Raw genomic sequence first — 22,286 nt, forward strand, 5'->3', positions numbered from 1 at the left:
GGGGATGGCCCTTTTCTCTCCACACAAGAAGAATTTAAATGTTTCCGGATTGAAGCGGGAATCGAATGAGGAAAGTCGTCCCATTCGGACCGGAACTCACTTCAATCGCAGCGTGATGCCTGGCTGCAATACTATAGCAAATGGCTAAGCCGAGCCCAGTCCCTTCATCCTTCGTCGTGAAGAAGGGGCGACCTAGCTTCTCCAAATGCTCTGCCTTAATACCGCTGCCTTGGTCAGCGATTAAGAGGACAACGTGCTCAGGTTCGTGATAGGTTTGGATCGATAGCGTGCCGCCAATGTTCATGGCTTCAAGCCCATTCATACACATGTTCAGAATAAGCTGTCGCATTTCTTTGTCGTCAAGTTGGATCTCTGGACAGTAGCCGAACTGACCATTAACATGCTTGCCTGACATGACAGCTTCTGCTTGAATCAGAGGCAATAAACTTTCAATGATGCGGTTAATACTCTCAGGACGTTGATAGGATTGTTTATTTTTGGCAAGAGAAAGATATTCCGTAATAATCTCGTTCGCCCTGTCCAATTCTTCTAACATGATGGGGATATATTCTTTTTGCATATGGCGATCATTTTCTTGAAAGAGTTGAAGAAAGCCGCGGATGGTCGTCATTGGATTCCGAATTTCATGCGCGATACCTGCAGCCATTTCTCCGACTAGGTTTAATTGAGCAAGGCGTGCCATTTCGGTTTCAAAACGAAGACTTTCCGTAATATCAACTGCGACATGCAGCAAGCAATTTTCATCCTCGATATCGATGAACTCTGTGGATAGGAGCGCAGTCCGAATGTCGCCGGATTTGGTAACGTAACGAACCTTCTCATTACGGACAATTTCGCCATATTTCGCTGGATTATTGTGATCATCACGCATCAGATTCAAGGCTGTACCAATAATCTCGTCTCCATAACCTGTATGCTGCTTCCAGCTTTCATTAACTTCCAGATAGGCAAGATCAGGAAGTCGACGGATAGCCATTAAGGAGGGGGAAAGGATGAACATTTTTTTGAAATGTTCTTGGGAGTTTATAAGTTTCTCGTGGGCATCGACCAGCTCAGATGTACGTTCTTCGACCCAATTTTCGAGGAGTAAGTTTTGCTCTATTAATTTCTCCTCGGCTTCAGCAAGCTTGCGATTCGTTTCTTCTAGAGCTAATGTGCGTTTATGTAAAAGCTCGCTTTGAGCCTTCAGCTTCTGATGGTTCAGATGCATATTAACGAAGCCATCCACCTTCATGCGCAGCATTTTGGGATGTACAGGTTTAAATAAGTAATCAATCGAACCGACATGATAGCCTCGCAATACATGCTCAATCGAAGTGCTCAAGGCTGTTAAGAAAATAATTGGGATATCTTGACAAGCTTTTCGTTGTTTTATCAATTCTACGGTTTCAAAACCGCTAAGTCCTGGCATTTGCACATCCATCAAAATAACAGCAATATGATCAGCAGGCTCTTTTAATAAATAGCGAAGTGCTTCCTCCCCTGATTGTAATGAAATAACGTCATAGGAAGAAGAGGCCAGAATGCTATTAAGCGCCAGCAAGTTTTCATAGCGATCATCTACCGCCAAGATTTTTACTTGTTGTTCCATCTGTTGTCCTTTCCGCACGAGATCTGCTATACGCACCTACAATCCATATCTCACCTTTTCGAGGAAAAAGTGTAATTCCCTCTTTTTTTCTGAAAGTCTTTACATACATTTTACATATGGTTAATCTTACCTATCATTTGATTTGATAGACTTGGGATACAAGCAGAAATAGATGAGGATGATGGACATGCTTACTCAGTCAGAAGTCGCGATAGAGTTTCATAAATTAATAGAAGAACAACGTATTTCTTCCGTGTATCAACCAATTGTATCCTTGCAAGATGGACAAGTGATGGGGTATGAAGCACTAACTCGCGGTCCGGTGGACGGCCCTTTTCATTCGCCACTTGCGATGTTTCAATATGCGGAGGGGCAAGGTGAGTTATATCGTCTAGAGCAGTTAGCGCGTGAGAAGGCCATACAAGGATCCATTTTGGAACACGCACAACAGTTGTTATTTATTAATATCTCGTCACATGTTTTAGAGGATCCTGGCTTTATGCCAGGTAAGACGCTTGAGATTCTGCAGAAGTACGGACTTCGTCCGAGCAATGTCGTATTCGAGATTACGGAAAGAAGTTCGATCGAGGACTTCACTTTGGCCAAGAAAATTCTAGCCCATTATCGGACACAAGGTTATCGTATTGCGATTGATGATGCGGGGGCGGGATATTCTTCACTCCAAGCGATTGCCGAGCTTCAGCCTGACTTCATTAAGATCGATCGTTCACTGATTGAAAATATTCATTTGAATAAAGTGAAAGCCTATATTCTCGAAACCTTCGTTACATTTGCTCAGAAAATGAACATTTCGTTGATCGCTGAGGGCATTGAACAAGTTGAGGAGCTAGCCAAATTAACTCAAATGGGTGTGCATTATGCGCAAGGTTTTTTACTCGGGAGACCTTCTACAACCATTGCGACAGTTCAAGACACACATAAAATGACCATTTGGCAGCATCGCAGCGTACAAGGGGGTACGATGTCTTGGCAAATTGGCGAACTGAAAACACCCGTTGGTGTGTTCCATACGAAAGTGCAAATTTCGGAAGTCGCAGAGTTTTTCAAAAGGAATCAAGAGGCTGTCGGGGTTGTCATTGTTTATGATGATGAGCCGCGCGGCCTTGTGATGAGAGAACGTCTATTCCAGCATTTGGCTGGACAATATGCCTACTCGCTGTACTGGAATCGAACGATTGATAGCGTGATGGATGATTCTCCTTTGATCGTGGATGAGTTAACGCCTGTGGAACAAGTGTCCCAGCTCGCAACTTCTCGTGCAATTCATCATTTATACGACCTTGTCATCATTACAAGCCAGGGGAAAATGGCGGGCTCAGCGTCTATTCGAACGATACTAGAGAGTATTACGAATGTGAAAATGGAGTCGGCTCGCGTTGCAAATCCACTAACAGGACTTCCTGGGAATTTGCAAATTAATCGCGAATTGAACAAGCGAATAACTGCGAGAGTGCCTTTCCATGTCATTTATGCCGATTTGGATTATTTTAAATGGTACAATGACCGCTTTGGTTTTCAAAAAGGGGATCAATTAATTCAATATATGGCGGACTTAATGCAGCAAGCGATTGCTTTCTATGGAACACCAAGCGATTTTGTCGGACATGTCGGCGGGGATGATTTTATTGCGATCTCCACCTCATTATCACCGAAACTCTTGTGTCAAGAAATCATCAGTCGGTTCGAAACGGGTGTCCGGATGTTCTATGAAGATGAAGATTGGGAATATGTGGTGGATCGGGGTGGCAAACAAGTGAAAAGCGAAGGGGTCACGGTGTCCTTATCCTTAGTCATCTGCAGCTGTGAGTCCCCTATTTCACTAGACTATATTTCTCAAACAGCGGCTCAGCTCAAAAAGAAAGCGAAGGCGCATCAAGGCAGTATTTATTGTTTTCAAACGATTGGATAACACTTATGCGGGTTCAGAAAGTAAAGATCAATTGTTTGAATGAACGAACGATGATCACTTTTTGCTTCCCGATCCGCCTCTCTGAAATTTTCTTAATATTGGCCGGGTGAATCCAGACCGCATCCATCCCCGTAGAAGATGCACCAACAACATCATTCCGCCACGAATTTCCAACCATCACACTCTGGCTCGCAGCCGTGTTCATCGATTTCAGGGCTCCCTCAAAAATCGCGGGATGCGGCTTTCGCGGTCCATCATTCTCCGTTGTAAACAAACGCTCCTGATCGAACCATGAGGTCAGCTTCATTTTCTCCAAATTACGTTGCAGTCGATTCCGATTCCCATTTGAGATAATTGCCAGCTTATATTGACGTGACAGCACCTCTAATGTGTCTTCTACCCCTGGGAATAAAGCTACGAAATTGTCCTCTTTCTCTTCGATCTGATTGAAGAAGATTCGTGTAAACGCCGTAGTCACTTGCATTGGAAATGGATGGAGTGCTTTGATTAAACAAATATGCCGCAGCTCGTCTGGCGAGATGGGGCTTCGGATAGGCGTTTTGCGATGGCGGCTCCATTCGGACTTATAGCTAAGCAGTGCCTCTTGCGCGGTCAATTTCGTATCCTCTGGTTCCCACCTTGCCGTGAAATCCTGCATAACCTCAAGAAAAGCGGAATCGAAGCATTGTCTGCGATCTAAGATGGTATTATTCATATCAAAAAATATAACCTTTTTACGTGTGGGTGAGAAAAAAGGACTCATACGGAGAACCTCCTTCTGAAGACCGGACCATCCAAACTTACTCTCCTTAGATGTTTATGTAGCGAACCGTTTTTTTATTTTTATTTCGTATGCTATGATGAAGGAAGTATGTCTAAAATTGGGGTGGAACTTATGGATAAGCTTATTATTATTGATGGGAACTCAATTGCGTTTCGTGCCTTCTATGCGTTGCCGCTGCTCAGCAATTCAAGCGGTCTACATACCAATGCGGTATACGGCTTTACAACGATGCTGTTGAAATTAATTGAAGAAGAAAAACCGACCCATTTTCTCGTTGCCTTCGATGCGGGGAAAATTACGTTTCGACATACAGAATATGCGGAGTATAAAGGCGGTCGTGCGAAAACACCGACGGAGCTCTCTGAACAATTCCCGCTGATTAAGGAACTGCTGAAAGCGTTCAAAATTCCGCAATTCGAGCTGTCTGGTTATGAAGCGGATGATATTATCGGGACAATGACGAAAGCAGCGGATGCCAAAGGGGAGAAAGTTCTTCTCGTATCCGGAGACAAGGACATGCTCCAGCTTGCTTCTGAGCAAGTTACGGTTGCCATTACCCGCAAGGGGATTAGTGAGATGGATCGATTCGATCCGGAAGCCATTAAAGAAAAATACGGCCTCACACCGAATCAAATTATTGATTTGAAGGGCCTCATGGGCGATACCTCCGATAATATTCCGGGTATTCCAGGCGTAGGTGAGAAGACGGCGCTCAAAATGCTGCATGACTTTGGCACGGTTGAAGAAGTGTTGGCGAACACAGCAAGCCTGAAAGGCAAAATGAAAGAGAAAGTGGAAGAGCATGCCAAAAGTGCCCTCATGAGCAAAGAGCTGGCTACTATTTATCGAGAAGTTCCGATGGAAACAGCTTGGGAATCGTTCCGTTATGATGGTTTCGATGGACAAGCGTTATCCAGTATGTTTCGCAAGCTGGAGTTCAAATCACTGCTAGAGAAGCTGGATTTCGGATCCGTAACCGTCGAAGCTGAAGATCTTGTCGTTGAGAGTTTAGAATCCGTTGCGGTTACAGAAGCCAATGTTGGTGAGCTGATTGCCAAATTGGACGACCATGCCGCTATCCATGTGGAAGCTGTTGGCGAGAATCCGCATCAAGCCGTCATGGTTGGGGTTGTCTGGTTTATTGACGATGGGGCTGGCAACACCTCGTATTATGTGCCGTTTGCCCTGCTGCAAAGCGAGGCAGGTAAGCCGCTGCGCGATTGGCTCAGCGATGCTTCCAAGAAGAAGCAGCTCTTCGACCTGCACCGCGCGCAGCTGGCGCTGGCCTGGCAGGGCATCCACCTTGCAGGGGTGGATTTCGACGTGCTGCTGGCCGCTTATCTCCTCGATCCGACGGAGTCGAATCTTAGCTTGAGCGGCCTGTCTGTGAAGTATGGTCTGCCATCAGTGAAGGCAGACGAGGATGTGTTCGGCAAAGGCGCGAAGTTTCGCCTGCCGGAACTGGCTGCCCTTAGCGACCACTTGGGTCGCAAAGCGATGGCGATGGCGCGCATGGTGCCCGTGCTGCAGGGTGAATTAGAGAAGAGTGAGATGCATCAACTCTTCTACGAGCTTGAGCTGCCCCTCTCCGGCGTTCTAGCGGAGATGGAGATGCGCGGCATCGCCGTAGATGCCGAAGGGCTTAAAACGCTCGGCGTGGAGCTTGGCAAGCAGCTGGACACGATCATGTCCAGCATTTACAAGCTCGCCGGCGTCGAGTTCAACATCAACTCACCGAAGCAGCTCGGTGAGATTCTGTTCGAGAAGCTGGGGCTGCCAGCTTCGAAGAAGACCAAGACCGGCTACTCGACGGATGCCGAGGTGTTGGAGCGACTTGCGCCCTACAACGAAGTTGTCGGGCAGATCCTGCACTACCGCTCGCTGGCAAAGCTGCAGTCGACGTACGTCGAGGGGCTGCTCAAAGAGGTGCGGCCTGAGACCGGTAAGGTGCACACCTATTACCGGCAGACGATTGCCGCGACGGGACGTCTCAGCTCCCAGTTCCCGAACCTCCAGAACATTCCGATTCGTCTGGAGGAGGGCCGTAAGATCCGCAAAGTTTTCGTTCCATCCGAGCCTGGATGGTACATGCTTGCTGCGGATTACTCCCAGATCGAGCTGCGCGTGCTAGCGCATATCTCGCAGGATGAGAAGCTGAAGGAAGCATTCCTTCAGAATATGGACATTCACACGAAGACGGCGATGGATGTCTTCGGCGTGGAGGAAAGCGCCGTTGACAGCAATATGCGCCGCCAAGCGAAAGCCGTTAACTTCGGAATCGTATACGGTATAAGTGACTACGGCCTCTCTCAGAACTTAGATATTACCCGTCGGGAAGCCTCTCAGTTCATTGAACAGTATTTCGCGGTGTTCCAAGGGGTTCGTCGATATATGGATGAAATCGTCAAGGATGCTCGCAGGGACGGTTATGTAACTACTTTGCTTCAGCGCCGGCGCTTATTACCTGAAATTACGCATTCGAACTTTAATATACGTTCCTTCGCAGAACGTACTGCCATGAATACACCGATCCAAGGGACAGCTGCAGATATCATTAAGCTTGCCATGGTTCAGATGGCTGACAGATTGGCTAAAGAAGGACTGAAGAGCCGCATGCTGCTTCAAGTTCATGATGAGCTTGTCTTTGAAGTGCCGGCTGATGAGCTGGAAACGATGAAGGAACTCGTGCCAGAAGTCATGGCATCTGCGCTGAAGTTGGACGTTCCATTACGTGCAGACGTTGATTTCGGTCTTACTTGGTATGATGCGAAGTAACAGGGGATCAAGCGGCTTGAAGTGCCGCTCCCAACACCTAGAAGGAGGTGAACACCTTGCCTGAGCTGCCCGAGGTCGAAACCGTCAAACGAACACTAAATGAACTAATTACAGGCAAAACAATCGCCCATGTTAAGGTTAGGCTGCCTCGTATTATCCAGAAGCCGGACGATATTCAGCAGTTTGAAACGCTGCTGCAAGGACAAACGGTTGAAACGATTGAACGAAGAGGGAAGTTTCTTCGCTTCGTGCTTACGGACTACGTGATGGTCTCCCATTTGCGTATGGAAGGTCGCTATGGTTTATACGCAGGTGATGATCCACTCGAGCCTCACACCCATGTATTGTTTCGATTTACGGATGAGAGTGAGCTGCGGTACAAGGATGTGCGGCAATTTGGCACGATGCATCTGTTCCCGAAGGGCGATGAACTTGCGCAGCCGCCGCTAGTGAAACTCGGAATTGAGCCGCTCGATGAGGCGTTCACCTTTGAAGCATTTCACGGGGTGATTGCCCATCGAGCTACGAAGATCAAGCCGCTCTTGCTCAATCAAGCATATATCGTGGGCATCGGGAATATTTATGTAGACGAGTCCCTCTTCATGGCAGGGATTCATCCCGAACGGGAAGCTTCCTCGCTCAGCAAGAACGAGCTTGGTTTATTGCACGAGGCGATTATTCGTACGCTCCAAGATTCCGTTGAGGTAGGCGGTTCTTCCATTAAATCCTACGTGAATGGACAAGGTGAAATCGGCCTTTTTCAGCACCAATTGAACATTTATGGCAGACAGTCACAACCGTGCAAAACATGCGGACAAGAGATAGTGAAAACCGTCGTAGGAGGCAGAGGGACTCACATATGTCTCACTTGTCAACCTTTAAAGCCCAAGCGGTCGCGAAAGAAGTCGGAGAAATAGGCACGAGAAGCGTACCCTCCCCATATGATATGGAGTACTTAGCCTAGGTAACAGCCCATGAGGCCTGTTATTCAGGTAAAACGCTTAGGAGGGTTTGTATGCTTCCTGTCATATCTCTGCTCATTTTGGCATTCGCAGTTTCTTTGGACGGTTTCGGTGTTGGTGTGATGTACGGGTTACGCAAAATACGAATACCACTTATCTCTATTGGAATTATATCGCTTTGGTCTGGGATCATTATTTTTACTTCGATGCAGATCGGCGTTTTGATGTCTTCCTTCATGTCCCCTGAAGTTGCCAAGCGTATTGGGGCAATCATTCTAATTGGTATTGGTGTGTGGGCTCTTGTTCAAATGAGACAAGGGCAGAAAAACCAATCGCAACAAGAGCAAACAACTGCTGAGGTAGATCAAGCAATGGTTAGCAGCATGCCCTACGGAGAGATTCGCAACTCTGGCTACGTGGAGCCGGTGACGTTCGATACGTTGCAGCGGACCAAAGAGATTCTCAGCATTGAACTCAAACGCTTTGGGCTTGTGATTCAAATCCTACGTACGCCTTCCATAGCGGATGTAGATAAGTCAGGCAATATCTCAGCCTCTGAGGCTACGTTGCTCGGCTTAGCGCTCTCTTTGGATGCCTTCGGAGCGGGAATTGGTGCTGCTCTTATCGGATTCGTGCCGTTATTAACGGCTTCTGTTATTTCGATTTCCAGCGGATCCTTGCTTGCGGTTGGCTTGCGAGTTGGTTTCAGATATGCTGAAATGAACTGGATGAAGAAGCTTTCTATTCTTCCAGGATGTGTACTTATTGTCATGGGACTTTTGAAAATGCTATAGTTCACTAACAATGAACCTTTAGGAGAGAAACGCTTATGAATATCGGCTTAACTGGAGGAATTGCTTGTGGAAAAAGTACGGTTAGCCGCATGCTCGTTAGCCGTGGTGCTCTTTTAATCGATGCCGATCAGATCGCTCGCGATGTTGTCGAGCCTGGCAGTCCTGTTCTTGAACAGGTTGCTGCGCAGTTTGGACAAGCTGTCATTGGATCTGATGGATCTCTGCAACGTAAGAAGCTTGGTGAAATTATCTTTGGATCGCCTGAAGCGCGCAAGCAGCTAGAGGGCTTACTGCATCCTCCTATTCGGACAAGGATGCGCGAGCTAATGACTTTGTATGAACGGGACTACCCCACCAAGTTGGTGGTGGTTGATGTTCCTTTACTCATAGAATCGAATCTGGTCTCGATGTTTGAGGAGATCATGGTCGTGTATATTCCGCGTCACTTGCAATTAGAACGTCTGATGCAGCGAGATGGCTTGTCTATGGAGACGGCCCAACTTCGACTTGATGCGCAGATGTCAATTGAGGAGAAACGAAAACTAGCAGATATCGTGATTGACAATAGCGGGACTTGGGAAGAAACCAACATGAGGGTGGAGCTGTTCTGGGTAGGGAAGGGATTGGCATGACGTTCTTTCGAAAAAAGCGAATGTTTGCTCTTCTGCTCATTGTATTTGTCATGATTCTCTTCATGAATAGCGCATTTATAGGTAGAAAGCTTTACCCAATCTACTTTCAGCAGGAGATTAAGCAGAGCGCGGCGAAACACAATATAGATCCATTTCTAATAGCAGCCATTATTCGCGTCGAAACGAATTATAAATATCATTTAGAATCAAGCAAAGGGGCAGTAGGGCTCATGCAGCTTATGCCTGATACCGCTGATTGGATTGTTGAATCCTCGAATTTAGGGCCTCATACACAAGAAGATTTGCTTCGAGTCGATATTAATATTTATTTAGGGTCATGGTATTTGAATTGGTTAATCAAGCATTATAATGGGAATTTAATCTATGCGATAGCAGCGTACAATGCAGGTCAAGGGAATGTGAATAAGTGGAAAAATAATAATGTCTGGGACGGTTCCGAAGACAATATCCGTGATATTCCATTTGGTGAAACCCGTCATTATGTACAGCGCGTCCTTTATTATTATGAGAAGTATACGAAGCTTTATACAGACTCCGAACAGTGGCAGGGTGCTGAAGCTTAATTAGTCGCACAAAACAAAGAAGCATTGGACTAGCTCCTAGTGGAGCGTAAAGTCCAATACTTCCTGTTTTGCAGAGTCAAAAGCGTGTGTTATTCAAGATTACTTGAATTGACCTGCTAGAGATTGTTCTGCGATTTGTACCAGGCGACGAGTGATGCTACCACCAATAGAGCCAGTGTCACGAGAAGTCATGTTGCCATAGTAGCCATCTTGTGGGATAGCGATACCTAGCTCCTGAGCTACCTCATACTTCAACTGATCCAAGGCTGCATTAGCTTGTGGAACGACTAAAGTATTGCTGCTTCTGTTTGAACTCATGTCTGTTCACCTCCTTGTCGGTTGGTAAATCTATTGTGTGCAGAACTCCAAACTTCAAGACATGTAACATATGGTAAAGATATTTCCAAGTGAGAAAGGAGATGAAAGCGAATGAAATGCCCGTTCTGTGACCATTCTGGTACGAAAGTGCTTGATTCCAGGTCTGCCAATGAGAATAAATCCATCCGTCGGCGCCGTGAATGTGAGAAATGCGCGAGAAGATTCACGACTTTCGAAATGGTTGAAGAAACACCTTTAATTGTGATTAAGAAAGATGGAAGTCGGGAAGAATTTAGTCGAGAGAAAATTTTGCGTGGCTTAATTCGTGCATGTGAAAAAAGGCCGGTTTCCATGGAGCGCCTAGAGATGCTTGTCTCCGAAGTCGAAATGCAGCTTCGTACAACGGCACATGCTGAAGTCGATAGCCTTGGCATTGGTGAAATTGTGATGGAGCAATTGTACCCCGTCGATGAAGTGGCCTACATTCGCTTCGCCTCTGTTTATAGGCAGTTCAAAGACATTAACATGTTTTTGAAGGAGTTAACGCAAATATTGGGAAAGCATGACGTCGGGCTACTTCGAGACAAATAAGTAGTAGGCGCATGCTCGGGGTAATCAGAGGTTGACACGAATTGATTTGTTTTTTTTCGAAATGTGACAAAAAATAAACAAAAGACAGCGGCAAGTGCGCTGTCTTTTGCTGTTTCATTAGGGGAAAGTCAATAACGACGCGCCCTCATGAGCTTATGAAAAAAAATTATTCTACTGACATCAACCGACTGTATTTTTGAGAGCGATAAGGCATAATTCGGTTATTGAGTCCGTTTGTCCAATTCACTTCGAAGAAAATGAATAAATCGGACGGCTTCATCGGCTGTTAATAGGCTGCCGCTAAATGAAAAGGAGAACATGTCCAAAATATCATCATCAGGGAGATGCAAGTTATCGATCAATTGCTTTACGTCAATGCTCATATTGCCGTCAATTACCATTTTATTCATGATGTTGATTCCTCCTTTGTCGAACTGCCATTATCGGATGGAGGCGGTAGCTGGCTGACATATTGGTCTTGGTCAGAAGACATGATTGCCAATTTAGTCCCTTTAGCTTTGCGTCACCACTTTTCAGCGGTTTTGCCCTTATCATACCGATAACGTCTTATATGAAAACTATATCACAGGTTAGGTTTAACGTGCTATTAATTACATTAATTCGAAGGATGGTTGAAGCATATGTCCGTCAATAGCCCAAAATCCACAAAAATTATTCATGAATTGGATATAGTAAAGGTAGCTGAGGCGCTTGGGCTTGATCAAGCTCGTCTACTCGCTTATGTCTATAATCGTCCAGAAGCTATTCACGCTTATGTGCTAGATGAGCCAGCCACTGCTTCGGATCCTTCCTAACCTACATAAAAAAAAGCACCGCAACAAGGAAGTTGCAGTGCCTGAGGTTATAGAATTAAACCATGATTTTACAAATATCGTTCGTGAATTCAACTGGATCCTGTAGCGGCAGACCTTCAATAAGAAGAGCTTGATTGTACAAGAGCGCTGTGTACAGGTTCAATTTCTCTTTATCCTTTTCAAAAGCATCCTTCAAGGAAGCGAACACGTCATGGTTGACGTTAATTTCTAAGACTTTCTCTGCCTTAACATTAGGATTGTTTGGCATCGCGTTCAAGATTTTTTCCATTTCGATGGTAACATCGCCGTCTGTGGATAAGCATACCGGATGCTTTCTCAAGCGCTTGGAAGCTTTAACGCTCGTCACTTTGCCAGCCAATAAGCCATTCATGTAATCGAAAAGATCTTGATTTTCCTTTTTGTCAGACTCCGAATCGTTTTGGTTATCCTCTACATCAATACCAAGATCCCCACTTGAAACCGATCTGAATTCCTTCTCTTTGTAGGTCATAATCATTTTGATTGCGAACTCATCAATATCATCTGTGAAGTATAGAATCTCGTAACCTTTATCTGTTACTATCTCCGTTTGCGGAAGCTTATCAATTCTTTCCATCGACTCACCGGAAGCATAGTAAATGTACTTCTGATCTTCTGGCATCCTCGATACATACTCGTCCAATGTGACAAGCTTTTTCTCTTTGGAAGAAGAGAACATCAATAGATCCTGCAGAAGCTCTTTATGCGTGCCGTAGTCGCTGTAAACGCCGAATTTCAGCTGTCTGCCGAAGGACTTGTAGAATTGCTCATATTTCTCTCTCTCGTCCTTCAGAAGGCTTTGTAGCTGGCCTTTGATTTTGCTGGAAATGTTCTTGGCGATTAATTTAAGTTGACGATCATGCTGAAGCATTTCACGTGAGATGTTCAGTGATAAGCTTTCGGAGTCGACCATCCCTTTGACGAAGCTGAAATAGTCAGGAAGCAGGTCCGCGCATTTATTCATAATGAGAACGCCGTTTGCGTAAAGCTCAAGGCCTTTCTCGTATTCTTTGGAATAGTAGTCATAAGGCATGCTTTCAGGGATGAAGAGGATCGCTTGGTAGACTACCGCGCCATCTGCACTCACATGAATATGCTTAAGCGGTTTGTCGAAGCCATAGTGCTTCTCATGGTAGAACTTCTCATAATCTTCAGGAGTAAGCTCGCTTTTGTTTTTGCGCCAGATCGGCACCATGCTGTTCACATGCTGCTCTTCTTGATAGTCCTCGAATTCGCTCTCGCTGCCTTCTTTTAGACGCTTGCCTGAGATGTCCATTTTAATAGGATAACGGATGAAATCGGAATACTTCTTGATAATCGCTTTCAGGCGATACTCGTCCAAGTATTCATCGTAGTTGTCATCTTCCGTGTTCGGTTTAATCGTGAGAACGATCTCCGTACCAACGGAATCCTTCTCTGCTGGTGCAATCGTGTATCCATCAGCACCATCAGATTCCCATGTATAGGCTGTATCGCTGCCTAGTGCTCTACTTGTTACGGTGATATGGTCAGCGACCATGAACGCGGAGTAGAAGCCTACCCCGAATTGGCCAATGATGTTGTGGCCGTCTTTGGCTTCGTTCTCTTTTTTGAAAGCAAGAGATCCACTCTTCGCGATAATCCCCAAGTTGTTCTCTAGATCTTCTTTCGTCATCCCGATACCTGTATCGCGAATCGTTAAGATGCGATTGTCTTTATCGGCAGTAATTTTGATGAAGTAGCTATCTTTGTCAAAAACGAGCGAGTCGTCTGTAAGTGCTTTGTAGTAAATTTTGTCAATCGCATCACTGGAGTTGGAGATAAGCTCTCTTAGAAAGATTTCACGTTGTGTGTAAATCGAATTGATCATCATTTCCAAAAGACGCTTGGATTCGGCTTGAAACTGTTTCTTTTCCACGGATAGATCTCCTTTCGATATGTACCAAGTTTAATAATTAGCACTCGCACTCTGTGAGTGCTATACACTAACTTTATATCATCCCTGAAATTTAATGTCAATTGGAACTGGGGAGAAATCGGAAAACAATTGGTTGAAATGACGGAGAGTAGCTGGCTGACTAGCGAATCGAAGCAAAGAGAGCGCCTTATTAATCGGAATCCTGCGAAAGTGCAGCATTTTCTCTGAATGGAGTTGGTTTGAGTTTATATTCTGCAAAAATGTTTAAATGTGTTTCTACATCTTTTGGGCGGAGAGGCTGAGCGAGTGTGTAAGCAAGCCTAATGATTTCCCGTTCCATCACATTGTTCAGACTGACAGGCGATGAAATTGCCTGAAATCGACTAATCAACATGCGAAGAAGTGTGATACACAAGTCAGGGCGATTGGCAACGTTATCATATGAAAATGAAATCATCTGATACCCCATCGCAGTCAAAAAAGTTTCTCGGTTTAGCTCATTGCAGTATTTTTGCCTGTCCATATCTCGCACGTGCGGGCCAAATCCTTTGATCTCAATGATCAATTTCACAAATTTCGTCAGCCAGGCGAAATCACAGAAATAAGAACGTCCCCGCCAATCCAATACTTCAAATTCAGGGTGCAACTCATCGAAATTCCCACGGAGCTCCCACCAGACTTCCTGACAAAATAGTGTTTCAGCCTCCCGATGTCCTCGCTCCAAGCGGCCTCTACGTTCTCCGATTCTCCGGTCCAGATGGTGTTGAATCCACAAACCGTGACTATACTCGAAATTCATGTGCGTATTTCCTCCTTTAAAATGAGAAAAACTCCCCTGCTCCACTCATGACAAATGGACAGGGACGTTCTTCGTCTCTTGCAAATAAGTATATAGGAAATCTCCTTTTTCACGAGGGGACATTTTCGACATTTCTCCACTTTTTGTGATAAAATGTGACATAACGGAGAGGTGTCATATGGATATTAGGCGAATATTAGGTCTTCCTGAGTTGTTAGATGTCAAAAAAGTCGTATGCGTTCAACCTCACCCTGATGATAATGAAGTTGGGGCTGCAGGAACATTATCTGAACTTGCGCAGCGCGGCTGTGAAATCGTATACATTACAATAACCGATGGAAGTGGCAGTGGTTCAACTGGCGAGATGGAACCAGAAGCGATCGCAGCAATTCGCCGATCAGAGCGGTTGGCCGCTGGGGACATTTTGGGCGTGTCCAAGCATATTGCACTAGATTACCCGGACATGAGCAGTTATACCGAAGAGGAACTACTTGCTAAGTTGATTCCGATTATCCGTGAAGAGAAGCCGGATTTGCTGATGACTGTAGATCCATGGATGCCGTACGAAGCTCATCCAGATCATATAAAAACAGGGAAGGCCGTTGCTTCGGCGATGCTCTTCTCGTCAAATGAAATCCTGTTCCCTGGATCCAAACCGCATGATGTCCCGCAAATCGCGTTCTATGCGACGTCTCATCCGAACACTTTCGTTGATGTGTCGGCCCATTGGGAAACGAAAATAGCGTCCATCATGGCACATAAGAGTCAATTTGATAACAATAATTGGCCCTTGGTTAAGGGGTGTTTTGATTATCAAGCGGTCCAATTGTACAGCAAGATGAAGAAAGATCCAGAAGCCCAAGGTTATGCTGAAGCATTTAAATTACTTACGTCTCATCAGCTGAACTTCTTCCCATCCGCGGTATACAGTTAAACTGCACCTATTGGACATAGCGGCTTGTGGCAAGTGCAGCGTTTCCAACGGATGGGAATTAGTCCCTCCACGAAAGCAAAAAGCAGTGATCACATCAAAGTGGTCACTGCTTTTTATTATTCACCAACCTATCGCCCCGAAGCATCACGAATCTCCGTGCTCTCCAGAATGGCTTTCGGATATCCGACTCGTGCGACTGAGATCATGGCACGGCCAATCTGCTCGGAGTCGATGACGGCATTCGGGAACCATTTCTGTAAAAGGGGGAAAATCGGACTCAAGATGACAATAAATGTTTGGTATAGCTTGGTTTTGGATTTGACGCCATTTTTCGGCAGAATAGCACCAGGTCGGAACATATAGGCTGATTTGAAAGGCAGCTTTAGGAGGGCATTTTCTGTTTTGCCTTTTACACGTGCCCACATGCTGCTGCCTTGCTCAGTGCTATCTGTACTGGCACCTGTCACATAGACGAAGGTCATCTGGGGCTGGATTCTGACTAACGTGGTGGCAATGTTCATGGTCAAATCGTAGGTAATCGCATGGTACTTTTCCTCGCTCATCCCTACAGAGGATACGCCGAGACAGAAGAAACAAGCATCGATACTCGACAGCTTATCCGTTAATTCAGTTAGATCGGTGATATCTTTGAGGACATGCTCACGGAATTTCGGTTGAGTCTGATGTGTAGCGCTTCGACCGATTGAAACCACGTTGGTAATGTGTGGATCGAGCAAGCATTCACGCAGTACGCTTTGCCCGACCATTCCCGTTGCTCCAAATATGAGAACGTTCATAGGTAGGTGCCACCTTTCGCAAATAAATGAATACTTGTAGACTCAGTATACCATTACTCTCCAACAAGCTTAATTGTGAGAGTTGATTTTTGAAAGTAGTGATTTAGTTAAACTTCCCCTCATAAGCGGTGAAGCTTGCGATAGGAGGAAGGCGTTACATGCATGCGTTTTTTGAATACACGGCTGAGATAAAATTCATTCTCAAAGCCGCATTGCCCCGCGATCTGCTGTAAGGTCATATCGCTATCCAGCAAGAGCTGCTTCACCTTCTGCAAACGTAACGTGGTTAAGTAATCGATCGGCAGCATACCGGTCGATTTTTTGAATCGGCGGGTAAACTGCACCTGTGTTATTCCAAGTTCCATGGCGATGTCTTTCATGATACAGGTGGATGATGCTAGTTCATGCAGCCGTTGAGTAGCCCCATAAATGAGGGCATCTTTATTGTTCGTATTTCCTGCTGTCCAAGGAGAGACAGCCTCTGGGCTGGCTGAATAAGCTTCTTCCACAACCAGCATCCATAGGTCTGTGAGTACATGTTGTCGCAGGGAAGAGGCAACATTTCCTTCATGTTGAAACCATTTTTTCAAGTAGGCATAGTTAGATGACAGTCGATTGAGATCTTGGATGGAGATTTTCCCGGATGGGAGATGAACTTCCCTAGTTAATGGATGACCTGTCTCATCGACCCATTGCAGCAACATGACGTGAAACGATAAAGGCTGAATGACTGCTCTTCGAAAAATAACCCCCGGTGGACATAGCACCAAATCTCCGAAAGCAGCTGTCCCCTCGTGCTCTTGAATCTGATAGGAGAAGCTCCCATTCTCTACAGCAAATAGCACCCAGAATTCATTCGAATCCTCCTGAAGCTGAAAGACCGATTTCTCTCTCCAATACATGTGACTTAGCAATTTGGGTTGAGTTTGATCTGCATCTTGGAGCAGCATCACGCGCACCTCTCCTCTTTTATTCCGACGTAACATGATCATGGAATTTCTACTTTCATCATAGTGGATAAGCCTAGTAGAAGAAAGTCTTGTTGGTGAAATTTTGTATAAGTTTATGTTAAACGCGTGCATGGCTTATATCGCTGTTAATCCTATAAAATAAGGATAATAACAGATTTCATGGAGGTTTTCCAATGAGAGAAGAAATGGTAATTAAGGATATCACAGTCGTTGGTGGTGGACTTTCAGGCGTGTGTGCAGCCATAGCTGCTGCAAGATTAGGTCAGACGGTGGCACTGATTCAAAATCGACCCGTACTCGGGGGGAATTCGTCAAGCGAGGTCCGTGTGTGGGTTTGCGGAGCAACGGCGCATGGTATTAATCGGTATGCGCGTGAAACAGGTATTATGGGTGAGTTGTTTGTAGAAAATCAGTTCCAGAATCCTGATGGGAATCCTTATCTATGGGATCTCATCGTGTTGGAAGCGGTGCGCGCTGAAGCGAATATACAGCTTTTTCTTAACACAGATGTACATGAGGTGGAAGCAGATGGAGATGAGAGCAATCGTATCATTCGCTCGGTTACGGGATGGATGATGGGCTCGGAGCGGCGTATTCGTTTCGTGAGCGAAGTGTATCTAGATTGTACGGGGGATGGCCTAATTGGATTCTTAGCGGGGGCCAAATTTCGTATCGGCCGTGAGGCGCGAGAAGAGTTTCAGGAGGAGTGGGCGCCTGAGGTTGCAGATGATATTACACTCGGGAGTACGATTTTATTTTACACCAAAGAAGTGGGTCACCCGGTTAAATACCATCCGCCAAGCTTTGCCAAAGACATCACAACGACCTCTATTCCGATCAAGCGTGTGATTCAAAGCGGCGATTCAGGCTGTCATTATTGGTGGATTGAGTGGGGCGGAGAGCTAGATACCGTTCATGAGAATGAGCGCATTCGGGATGAGTTATGGTCGGTTATATATGGGATTTGGGATTATATCAAAAATTCAGGTGGATTTGATTCGGCCAACATGACGCTGGAATGGGTAGGGGCATTACCTGGCAAACGAGAATACCGCCGGTTCATCGGGGATTATATCTTGAACCAGAATGACATTCTGGCTCAGACAAGGTTCGAGGACACCGTTGCCTTCGGCGGCTGGTCCATCGATCTGCATCCCCCGCAGGGGATGTATTCAACGGAGAGTGGTTCGAAGCATTTGCACGCGGATGGCATCTATCATATTCCGTTTCGCAGCTTGTACTCCGTCAATGTATCCAACATGCTGATGGCTGGACGTAATATAAGCGCCTCCCATGTTGCCTTCGGCACGACGCGAGTCATGGCGACTTGCGCGGTTATTGGGGAGGCGGCAGGAACGGGCGCGGCGCTATGCGTTCAGAAGCATGTGACACCGCGTGAGCTGTATCGGAAGCATTGCAAGGAGCTCCAGCAGGTGCTGCTAAGGCAGGATGCTGCGTTGATTGGCATACGCAACGCAGATGAGCTGGATCTTGGGAGACTGGCCAAGTTGAAGGCGTCCTCTACGTTAACACGGCTGAGTGTGTCGCATGCGGTGGAGCCTAGGCGATTGATTGACGATGTGGCGGTGTTATTCCCTGTAGAACCGCGATTGAACGGCTTCGAGCTGCTGGTTGATGTGAGCCAAGCAACGACAATTCAAGTGGAGCTGTGGGACACGGGCCGAGCGGAGAATTATGTGCCGAAGGTGATGATCATGCAGACGGAGACGACGGTACAGGTCGGCGAACAGCAATGGGTCCACTTTCCACTAAGTTGGCAGCCTGACGAGACACAGAACGCTTTCGTCATTATCAAAGCGAATGAACACGTCGTGGTATTTCATTCCGATCAACAGCATGCGGGAGCGATTGCTTTTGTACGAGGAACGAAGCCGATTGTGGATCCGAAGCTAGAGAATCATCAACCGGATCAGCCAGTTGTTCAATGGAGTATGAAAAATGGTGTGGATCGTAAGCCAATCTGCTTCCGACTTACGTCAGAGACGAGCGCATTCTCTGCGGCCAAGGTGACGAATGGTTTTCTACGGCCATATGGTGCGCCAAATCAATGGATGTCGGAACCGATGAAGCCAGCGAACGAAGAGTGGCTGGAGCTTTGCTGGGACGAAGCGCAAAATCTGAAGTATCTACAAGTAACCTTTAATGATAATGTGCACGAGGATTTAATTAATCTTCACGCATTCAGGACGAGTGATGAAGTCAGACCCGAGTTGGTGAAGGACTACCGTTTGGAAGCATGGGTGGATGAGGCGTGGAAAGTCCTGCAGCATGTGACAAATAATCGGAAGCGTACAAGAAAATTGCAGTTGGAGGCTGCCATTGCCACGAATCGGTTACGACTAGTTGTGGAAGCGACGAACGGTAGCCCATGCGCGGAGGTCGTTGAGATACGGATCTACGGGTAGGTAAAGTATGGATACAGAGAGGTTCATTCATTCGAAGTGAGAGGAGATTTACTTTTCCGCTTCGCAACATGTACGAGGGTCACAAGAAGGACTGGAACTAGATACCCGAGTGTCCCCCAAATGGGATGTATAACGGATACTAAATTGCCCCAGAAAGCTTCACCTTTAACTTGAGTAGTAAGAGATAATATACAGCAAATCATGGTTAGAGGCAAAATGAGCAAGCGATTGTTTTGCAAATTAAACAACTGGGTAAAGGTCAAATTTAGGGTAAATATAACAATGGTGCCTTTCATATAGGAAGCTACAATTAATGAAATACCGATAAGCGATTCAATACGCTGAAATAATTCATAAAATTCAATGGTTCTTGCTAATTGAAACATGGAATATTTGCGTTCGCCTGCGATAGGTCCATATGTCATAAGTGTGCATAGTGTGACAGTAATCAAGCTTATAGCGTTCATAGAAAGAGCTGCAAATAAACCACGTTTCAGTGGTTTATTTTGGTTTGTGGAAACAAATGGGAGAATCATGCTGAAGAGAAAGACTTCAACATACGGAAACCCATAGGAAAAATACCCTCCAAGTAAGATCGGTTTAAACCCGAGAGGAATGACAGGCAACAAGTAAGATGGATGATAATTAAAGCTGGCTAAAGCTAATATGAGCAGTACATAAAACATGACCATCGCAGATAGTAAAACAAACAAGCGTGCCATGATTTCAATTCCCAAGCGTACGGTCACAAAAACCAGTAAATATATGAGAGAGTTAAACACATAAATCGGTGTCTCTCGCATTAAAGTTGTCGTCATGAATAAACCAATATCAATGACAATACCAGTTGCCATATGGAACTGAAAGGAAATGAAGGGGATTGCGAGCAGTATCGTCACCCATGTGCCAACTGTTTTCTTACTATATTCTATAAAGGTCAAGTCCGGATATTTCCCATGCATATAGAGGATGCAACCAAGAAAGCTAAGGCTTAATAGGTAAGAAAGGATAAGCGATAGCCATGCTCCGTTGTTGGCAAAGTTAATTAAGGGTTGTGGAATGTTAATGATCGAAGAGCCTGTTAAGTAGATAAAAAATAAGACAGACATCTGGCTAGCACTAATTCTTTCTTCAATTCCCATTGTATAGCCCCCGCCCTTTCCTTAGACTTTCTGTTGCTATTGAGGGGTGACATGTAAGAACTCAACGATTAGACGGGAAGGTGTTCCAAACAAGTAATCAGCTGCATCATAGAGAGTCGGCCAACGTAATTCACAAACAAGAATACTGCTAAGATAGATCGTTACCATGACGAGGAAGGCATAAATAAATTTGGCGCGTGGCTTTTCATTCTTTAAGTTGACCATATCAAATAACAGTAACGGGACACAAATGACCAATAGAATGACTAGCTTTAGTATCATAGAAGATCTTGTCCTCTCGTTGACGTATATTGTTACTTATTTAGAGGATCACCGCCGCTCATTCCTGAGTTAGTAACCGTCACATCGACATGGATATGAAATTGAACGTCTGCAAAACGATCATCCCAGTCATCTTTCCATGCTTGCCATAAACGAGGATTTTTGGCGTAAACCATGTTGCCAATGCCTATTGCATCTAGTTTTTTGGCTTGTAAATGTTGAAGGAATGTAAGTATCTCTTTCTTGACTTGGTTATTTAAACGGGTTTGATAAGCTTGTTCTTCTTCAGCTGTTTTCACGGAAGAGCAACTTAGCTCCCCAGCTGCTCCGATCAACTTTGTCGTGACATTCACGTTCACTGCATTATTCGTAAGAGAGGTTGTGATCTTCGTACTTCCCTGAGAAACCTCGAAGGATTCCTGCAGTGCGGGACTACCGTCACCATCGTCCCCTTCACAAGTCGAAGTGATAATACCGGTTTTATATTGATGAGTTAGCAAAAGAAAGGCTTTTAATTCGGATGGCGGAATAGTTTCGGCTAGTTTTTGCTTATGAATGATCACGACTCCAGCAATATTAGGGACATTCCCACGTTTATTATCCAAATATAAGTAAGGGATCGTAGTAACGCCTGTTTCACTTTTCATTTGAATCATAACCTTAAGGATATTCTGATTCATGGACTTAGCAGCAAACCGCGAGGAGCCTTCATCCATAGATCGCAATTGTTGTCCCAACGTATATTCAATAAACGGCTCTAATTTCAAATACTCGCCAGCATTTCCTTTGGTAACTAAGAGAAGATTGGTAGGTCTGGGTTCATGGTCACGCCTAAAAAAGTCAAGAATGATGCCTAAATCTTGGGTCTCGAGGACCTTGTCACTAACTAGAATGGCACGCATGTGATCCCATTTGGCTTTTCGTCCAAGATGTATGGTGATATCCCGAATCGCATCAAATACATTTTCGCCCTCCGTCTTAATTGTGAAAGAGGATTTCGTGCCTGTTCCCTTAGAAAGTGCACTGCTGCCGCTTGGCTTATAGAACAGTGTGGTTAATCTGATTTTGCCATTGTCGGATAGGTCCACAGAAACAGCTTGTACAAAGGCAAATTCGATCAGTTCGGCTTTGTTCCAACAGCCTGTTAAAGAAAATAATAACAGTCCAGATAATGTCGTCACCATTAACCATCTCATGTTGTA

At 45.4% G+C, this 22,286-nt stretch carries 21 protein-coding genes and 1 riboswitch; of the genes, 10 read left to right on the forward strand and 11 right to left on the reverse strand.

Annotated elements, in window-relative coordinates:
- Positions 1-34 precede the first annotated feature (34 nt).
- On the reverse strand, positions 35-1,612 hold the full coding sequence (locus tag ASG89_RS10655; protein ID WP_057310742.1) for a response regulator: 1,578 nt from the start codon (positions 1,610-1,612) through the stop codon (positions 35-37).
- Between the two features lie 187 nt (positions 1,613-1,799).
- Here ASG89_RS10655 and ASG89_RS10660 point away from each other — a divergent pair, with 187 nt between their 5' ends.
- Positions 1,800-3,542, forward strand: coding sequence for a GGDEF domain-containing protein (locus ASG89_RS10660; RefSeq protein ID WP_057310558.1), 1,743 nt, complete (start codon positions 1,800-1,802; stop codon positions 3,540-3,542).
- 13 nt (positions 3,543-3,555) lie between these two features.
- Here the strand turns inward: ASG89_RS10660 and ASG89_RS10665 are convergent, their stop codons facing one another.
- Positions 3,556-4,305, reverse strand: a complete 750-nt coding sequence (locus ASG89_RS10665) for an HAD family hydrolase (RefSeq protein ID WP_057310559.1) — start codon at positions 4,303-4,305, stop codon at positions 3,556-3,558.
- A gap of 132 nt (positions 4,306-4,437) precedes the next feature.
- Here ASG89_RS10665 and polA point away from each other — a divergent pair, with 132 nt between their 5' ends.
- From polA to ASG89_RS10690, 5 genes are all read left to right on the forward strand, one after another.
- Positions 4,438-7,101, forward strand: a complete 2,664-nt coding sequence (gene polA, locus ASG89_RS10670) for a DNA polymerase I (protein WP_057310560.1) — start codon at positions 4,438-4,440, stop codon at positions 7,099-7,101.
- Positions 7,102-7,157: 56 nt separating this feature from the next.
- Positions 7,158-8,018 (forward strand): DNA-formamidopyrimidine glycosylase, encoded by an 861-nt coding sequence (gene mutM, locus ASG89_RS10675; RefSeq protein WP_057310561.1) that lies wholly within the window; start codon positions 7,158-7,160, stop codon positions 8,016-8,018.
- A gap of 98 nt (positions 8,019-8,116) precedes the next feature.
- Entirely contained in the window at positions 8,117-8,857 is a 741-nt protein-coding gene (locus ASG89_RS10680) for an MntP/YtaF family protein (RefSeq protein WP_057310562.1), read from the forward strand.
- Between the two features lie 35 nt (positions 8,858-8,892).
- The gene (gene coaE, locus ASG89_RS10685) at positions 8,893-9,489 is read left to right on the forward strand and encodes a dephospho-CoA kinase (protein ID WP_057310563.1); all 597 of its coding nucleotides are present in this window, start codon (positions 8,893-8,895) and stop codon (positions 9,487-9,489) included.
- Complete coding sequence (locus ASG89_RS10690) at positions 9,486-10,073, forward strand: lytic transglycosylase domain-containing protein (RefSeq protein ID WP_057310564.1); 588 nt, start codon at positions 9,486-9,488, stop codon at positions 10,071-10,073. Before coaE ends, ASG89_RS10690 begins: the two co-directional genes overlap by 4 nt.
- 99 nt (positions 10,074-10,172) lie before the next feature.
- Here the strand turns inward: ASG89_RS10690 and ASG89_RS10695 are convergent, their stop codons facing one another.
- Positions 10,173-10,391 carry an alpha/beta-type small acid-soluble spore protein gene (locus ASG89_RS10695; RefSeq protein WP_057310565.1) on the reverse strand — a complete coding sequence of 73 codons (219 nt, stop codon included), beginning with the start codon at positions 10,389-10,391 and terminating at the stop codon, positions 10,173-10,175.
- 111 nt (positions 10,392-10,502) lie between these two features.
- Between ASG89_RS10695 and nrdR the strand changes: the two genes are divergently transcribed.
- Positions 10,503-10,982, forward strand: coding sequence for a transcriptional regulator NrdR (nrdR, locus tag ASG89_RS10700; protein ID WP_056616650.1), 480 nt, complete (start codon positions 10,503-10,505; stop codon positions 10,980-10,982).
- Between the two features lie 221 nt (positions 10,983-11,203).
- Here the strand turns inward: nrdR and ASG89_RS10705 are convergent, their stop codons facing one another.
- A complete protein-coding gene (locus ASG89_RS10705; protein ID WP_057310566.1) occupies positions 11,204-11,392 on the reverse strand; it encodes a hypothetical protein in 189 nt (62 codons plus the stop codon).
- Positions 11,393-11,434: 42 nt separating this feature from the next.
- A riboswitch (cyclic di-GMP riboswitch) is annotated at positions 11,435-11,539 on the reverse strand.
- 84 nt (positions 11,540-11,623) lie between these two features.
- Between ASG89_RS10705 and ASG89_RS36255 the strand changes: the two genes are divergently transcribed.
- A complete protein-coding gene (locus tag ASG89_RS36255; RefSeq protein WP_157276598.1) occupies positions 11,624-11,797 on the forward strand; it encodes a hypothetical protein in 174 nt (57 codons plus the stop codon).
- A gap of 55 nt (positions 11,798-11,852) precedes the next feature.
- Here ASG89_RS36255 and htpG read toward each other — a convergent pair whose 3' ends face one another.
- Both htpG and ASG89_RS10715 read right to left on the reverse strand, forming a co-directional pair.
- Positions 11,853-13,733: a molecular chaperone HtpG gene (gene htpG / locus ASG89_RS10710; RefSeq protein ID WP_057310567.1), complete on the reverse strand. Its 1,881-nt coding sequence runs from the start codon at positions 13,731-13,733 to the stop codon at positions 11,853-11,855.
- Positions 13,734-13,923: 190 nt separating this feature from the next.
- Positions 13,924-14,532, reverse strand: coding sequence for a DUF559 domain-containing protein (locus ASG89_RS10715; protein WP_157276599.1), 609 nt, complete (start codon positions 14,530-14,532; stop codon positions 13,924-13,926).
- A gap of 178 nt (positions 14,533-14,710) precedes the next feature.
- Here ASG89_RS10715 and ASG89_RS10720 point away from each other — a divergent pair, with 178 nt between their 5' ends.
- Positions 14,711-15,466, forward strand: a complete 756-nt coding sequence (locus ASG89_RS10720) for a PIG-L deacetylase family protein (RefSeq protein ID WP_057310568.1) — start codon at positions 14,711-14,713, stop codon at positions 15,464-15,466.
- 128 nt (positions 15,467-15,594) lie between these two features.
- On the opposite strand, the gene ASG89_RS10725 is transcribed toward ASG89_RS10720, so the two are convergent.
- The gene (locus ASG89_RS10725; protein ID WP_057310569.1) at positions 15,595-16,263 is read right to left on the reverse strand and encodes an NAD-dependent epimerase/dehydratase family protein; all 669 of its coding nucleotides are present in this window, start codon (positions 16,261-16,263) and stop codon (positions 15,595-15,597) included.
- Positions 16,264-16,382: 119 nt separating this feature from the next.
- Entirely contained in the window at positions 16,383-17,255 is an 873-nt protein-coding gene (locus ASG89_RS10730) for a helix-turn-helix domain-containing protein (RefSeq protein WP_235549704.1), read from the reverse strand.
- A gap of 152 nt (positions 17,256-17,407) precedes the next feature.
- Between ASG89_RS10730 and ASG89_RS10735 the strand changes: the two genes are divergently transcribed.
- Complete coding sequence (locus tag ASG89_RS10735) at positions 17,408-19,660, forward strand: FAD-dependent oxidoreductase (protein ID WP_057310571.1); 2,253 nt, start codon at positions 17,408-17,410, stop codon at positions 19,658-19,660.
- 23 nt (positions 19,661-19,683) lie between these two features.
- On the opposite strand, the gene ASG89_RS10740 is transcribed toward ASG89_RS10735, so the two are convergent.
- Genes ASG89_RS10740 through ASG89_RS10750 form a run of 3 tightly spaced genes read right to left on the reverse strand, consistent with a single transcriptional unit; the run spans position 19,684 to position 22,280 of the window.
- Positions 19,684-20,802 (reverse strand): GerAB/ArcD/ProY family transporter, encoded by a 1,119-nt coding sequence (locus ASG89_RS10740; protein WP_057310572.1) that lies wholly within the window; start codon positions 20,800-20,802, stop codon positions 19,684-19,686.
- A 36-nt stretch (positions 20,803-20,838) separates the two neighbouring features.
- Entirely contained in the window at positions 20,839-21,084 is a 246-nt protein-coding gene (locus tag ASG89_RS10745) for a hypothetical protein (RefSeq protein ID WP_057310573.1), read from the reverse strand.
- A 32-nt stretch (positions 21,085-21,116) separates the two neighbouring features.
- Positions 21,117-22,280, reverse strand: coding sequence for a Ger(x)C family spore germination protein (locus ASG89_RS10750; protein WP_057310574.1), 1,164 nt, complete (start codon positions 22,278-22,280; stop codon positions 21,117-21,119).
- Positions 22,281-22,286: the final 6 nt, after the last annotated feature.

The organism is Paenibacillus sp. Soil766 (genome assembly GCF_001428105.1).
In the GTDB taxonomy this organism is placed as follows: domain Bacteria; phylum Bacillota; class Bacilli; order Paenibacillales; family NBRC-103111; genus Paenibacillus_E.

Excerpts from the sequence above, each read along its gene's own strand:
- ASG89_RS10655 (WP_057310742.1), bottom strand. The coding sequence starts at position 1,612 with ATGGAACAACAAGTAAAAATCTTGGCGGTAGATGATCGCTATGAAAAC.
- ASG89_RS10660 (WP_057310558.1), top strand. The coding sequence starts at position 1,800 with ATGCTTACTCAGTCAGAAGTCGCGATAGAGTTTCATAAATTAATAGAA.
- ASG89_RS10665 (WP_057310559.1), bottom strand. The coding sequence starts at position 4,305 with ATGAGTCCTTTTTTCTCACCCACACGTAAAAAGGTTATATTTTTTGAT.
- polA (WP_057310560.1), top strand. The coding sequence starts at position 4,438 with ATGGATAAGCTTATTATTATTGATGGGAACTCAATTGCGTTTCGTGCC.
- ASG89_RS10680 (WP_057310562.1), top strand. The coding sequence starts at position 8,117 with ATGCTTCCTGTCATATCTCTGCTCATTTTGGCATTCGCAGTTTCTTTG.
- coaE (WP_057310563.1), top strand. The coding sequence starts at position 8,893 with ATGAATATCGGCTTAACTGGAGGAATTGCTTGTGGAAAAAGTACGGTT.
- ASG89_RS10690 (WP_057310564.1), top strand. The coding sequence starts at position 9,486 with ATGACGTTCTTTCGAAAAAAGCGAATGTTTGCTCTTCTGCTCATTGTA.
- ASG89_RS10695 (WP_057310565.1), bottom strand. The coding sequence starts at position 10,391 with ATGAGTTCAAACAGAAGCAGCAATACTTTAGTCGTTCCACAAGCTAAT.
- nrdR (WP_056616650.1), top strand. The coding sequence starts at position 10,503 with ATGAAATGCCCGTTCTGTGACCATTCTGGTACGAAAGTGCTTGATTCC.
- ASG89_RS10705 (WP_057310566.1), bottom strand. The coding sequence starts at position 11,392 with ATGAATAAAATGGTAATTGACGGCAATATGAGCATTGACGTAAAGCAA.
- ASG89_RS36255 (WP_157276598.1), top strand. The coding sequence starts at position 11,624 with ATGTCCGTCAATAGCCCAAAATCCACAAAAATTATTCATGAATTGGAT.
- ASG89_RS10715 (WP_157276599.1), bottom strand. The coding sequence starts at position 14,532 with ATGAATTTCGAGTATAGTCACGGTTTGTGGATTCAACACCATCTGGAC.
- ASG89_RS10720 (WP_057310568.1), top strand. The coding sequence starts at position 14,711 with ATGGATATTAGGCGAATATTAGGTCTTCCTGAGTTGTTAGATGTCAAA.
- ASG89_RS10725 (WP_057310569.1), bottom strand. The coding sequence starts at position 16,263 with ATGAACGTTCTCATATTTGGAGCAACGGGAATGGTCGGGCAAAGCGTA.
- ASG89_RS10730 (WP_235549704.1), bottom strand. The coding sequence starts at position 17,255 with ATGATCATGTTACGTCGGAATAAAAGAGGAGAGGTGCGCGTGATGCTG.
- ASG89_RS10735 (WP_057310571.1), top strand. The coding sequence starts at position 17,408 with ATGAGAGAAGAAATGGTAATTAAGGATATCACAGTCGTTGGTGGTGGA.
- ASG89_RS10740 (WP_057310572.1), bottom strand. The coding sequence starts at position 20,802 with ATGGGAATTGAAGAAAGAATTAGTGCTAGCCAGATGTCTGTCTTATTT.
- ASG89_RS10745 (WP_057310573.1), bottom strand. The coding sequence starts at position 21,084 with ATGATACTAAAGCTAGTCATTCTATTGGTCATTTGTGTCCCGTTACTG.
- ASG89_RS10750 (WP_057310574.1), bottom strand. The coding sequence starts at position 22,280 with ATGAGATGGTTAATGGTGACGACATTATCTGGACTGTTATTATTTTCT.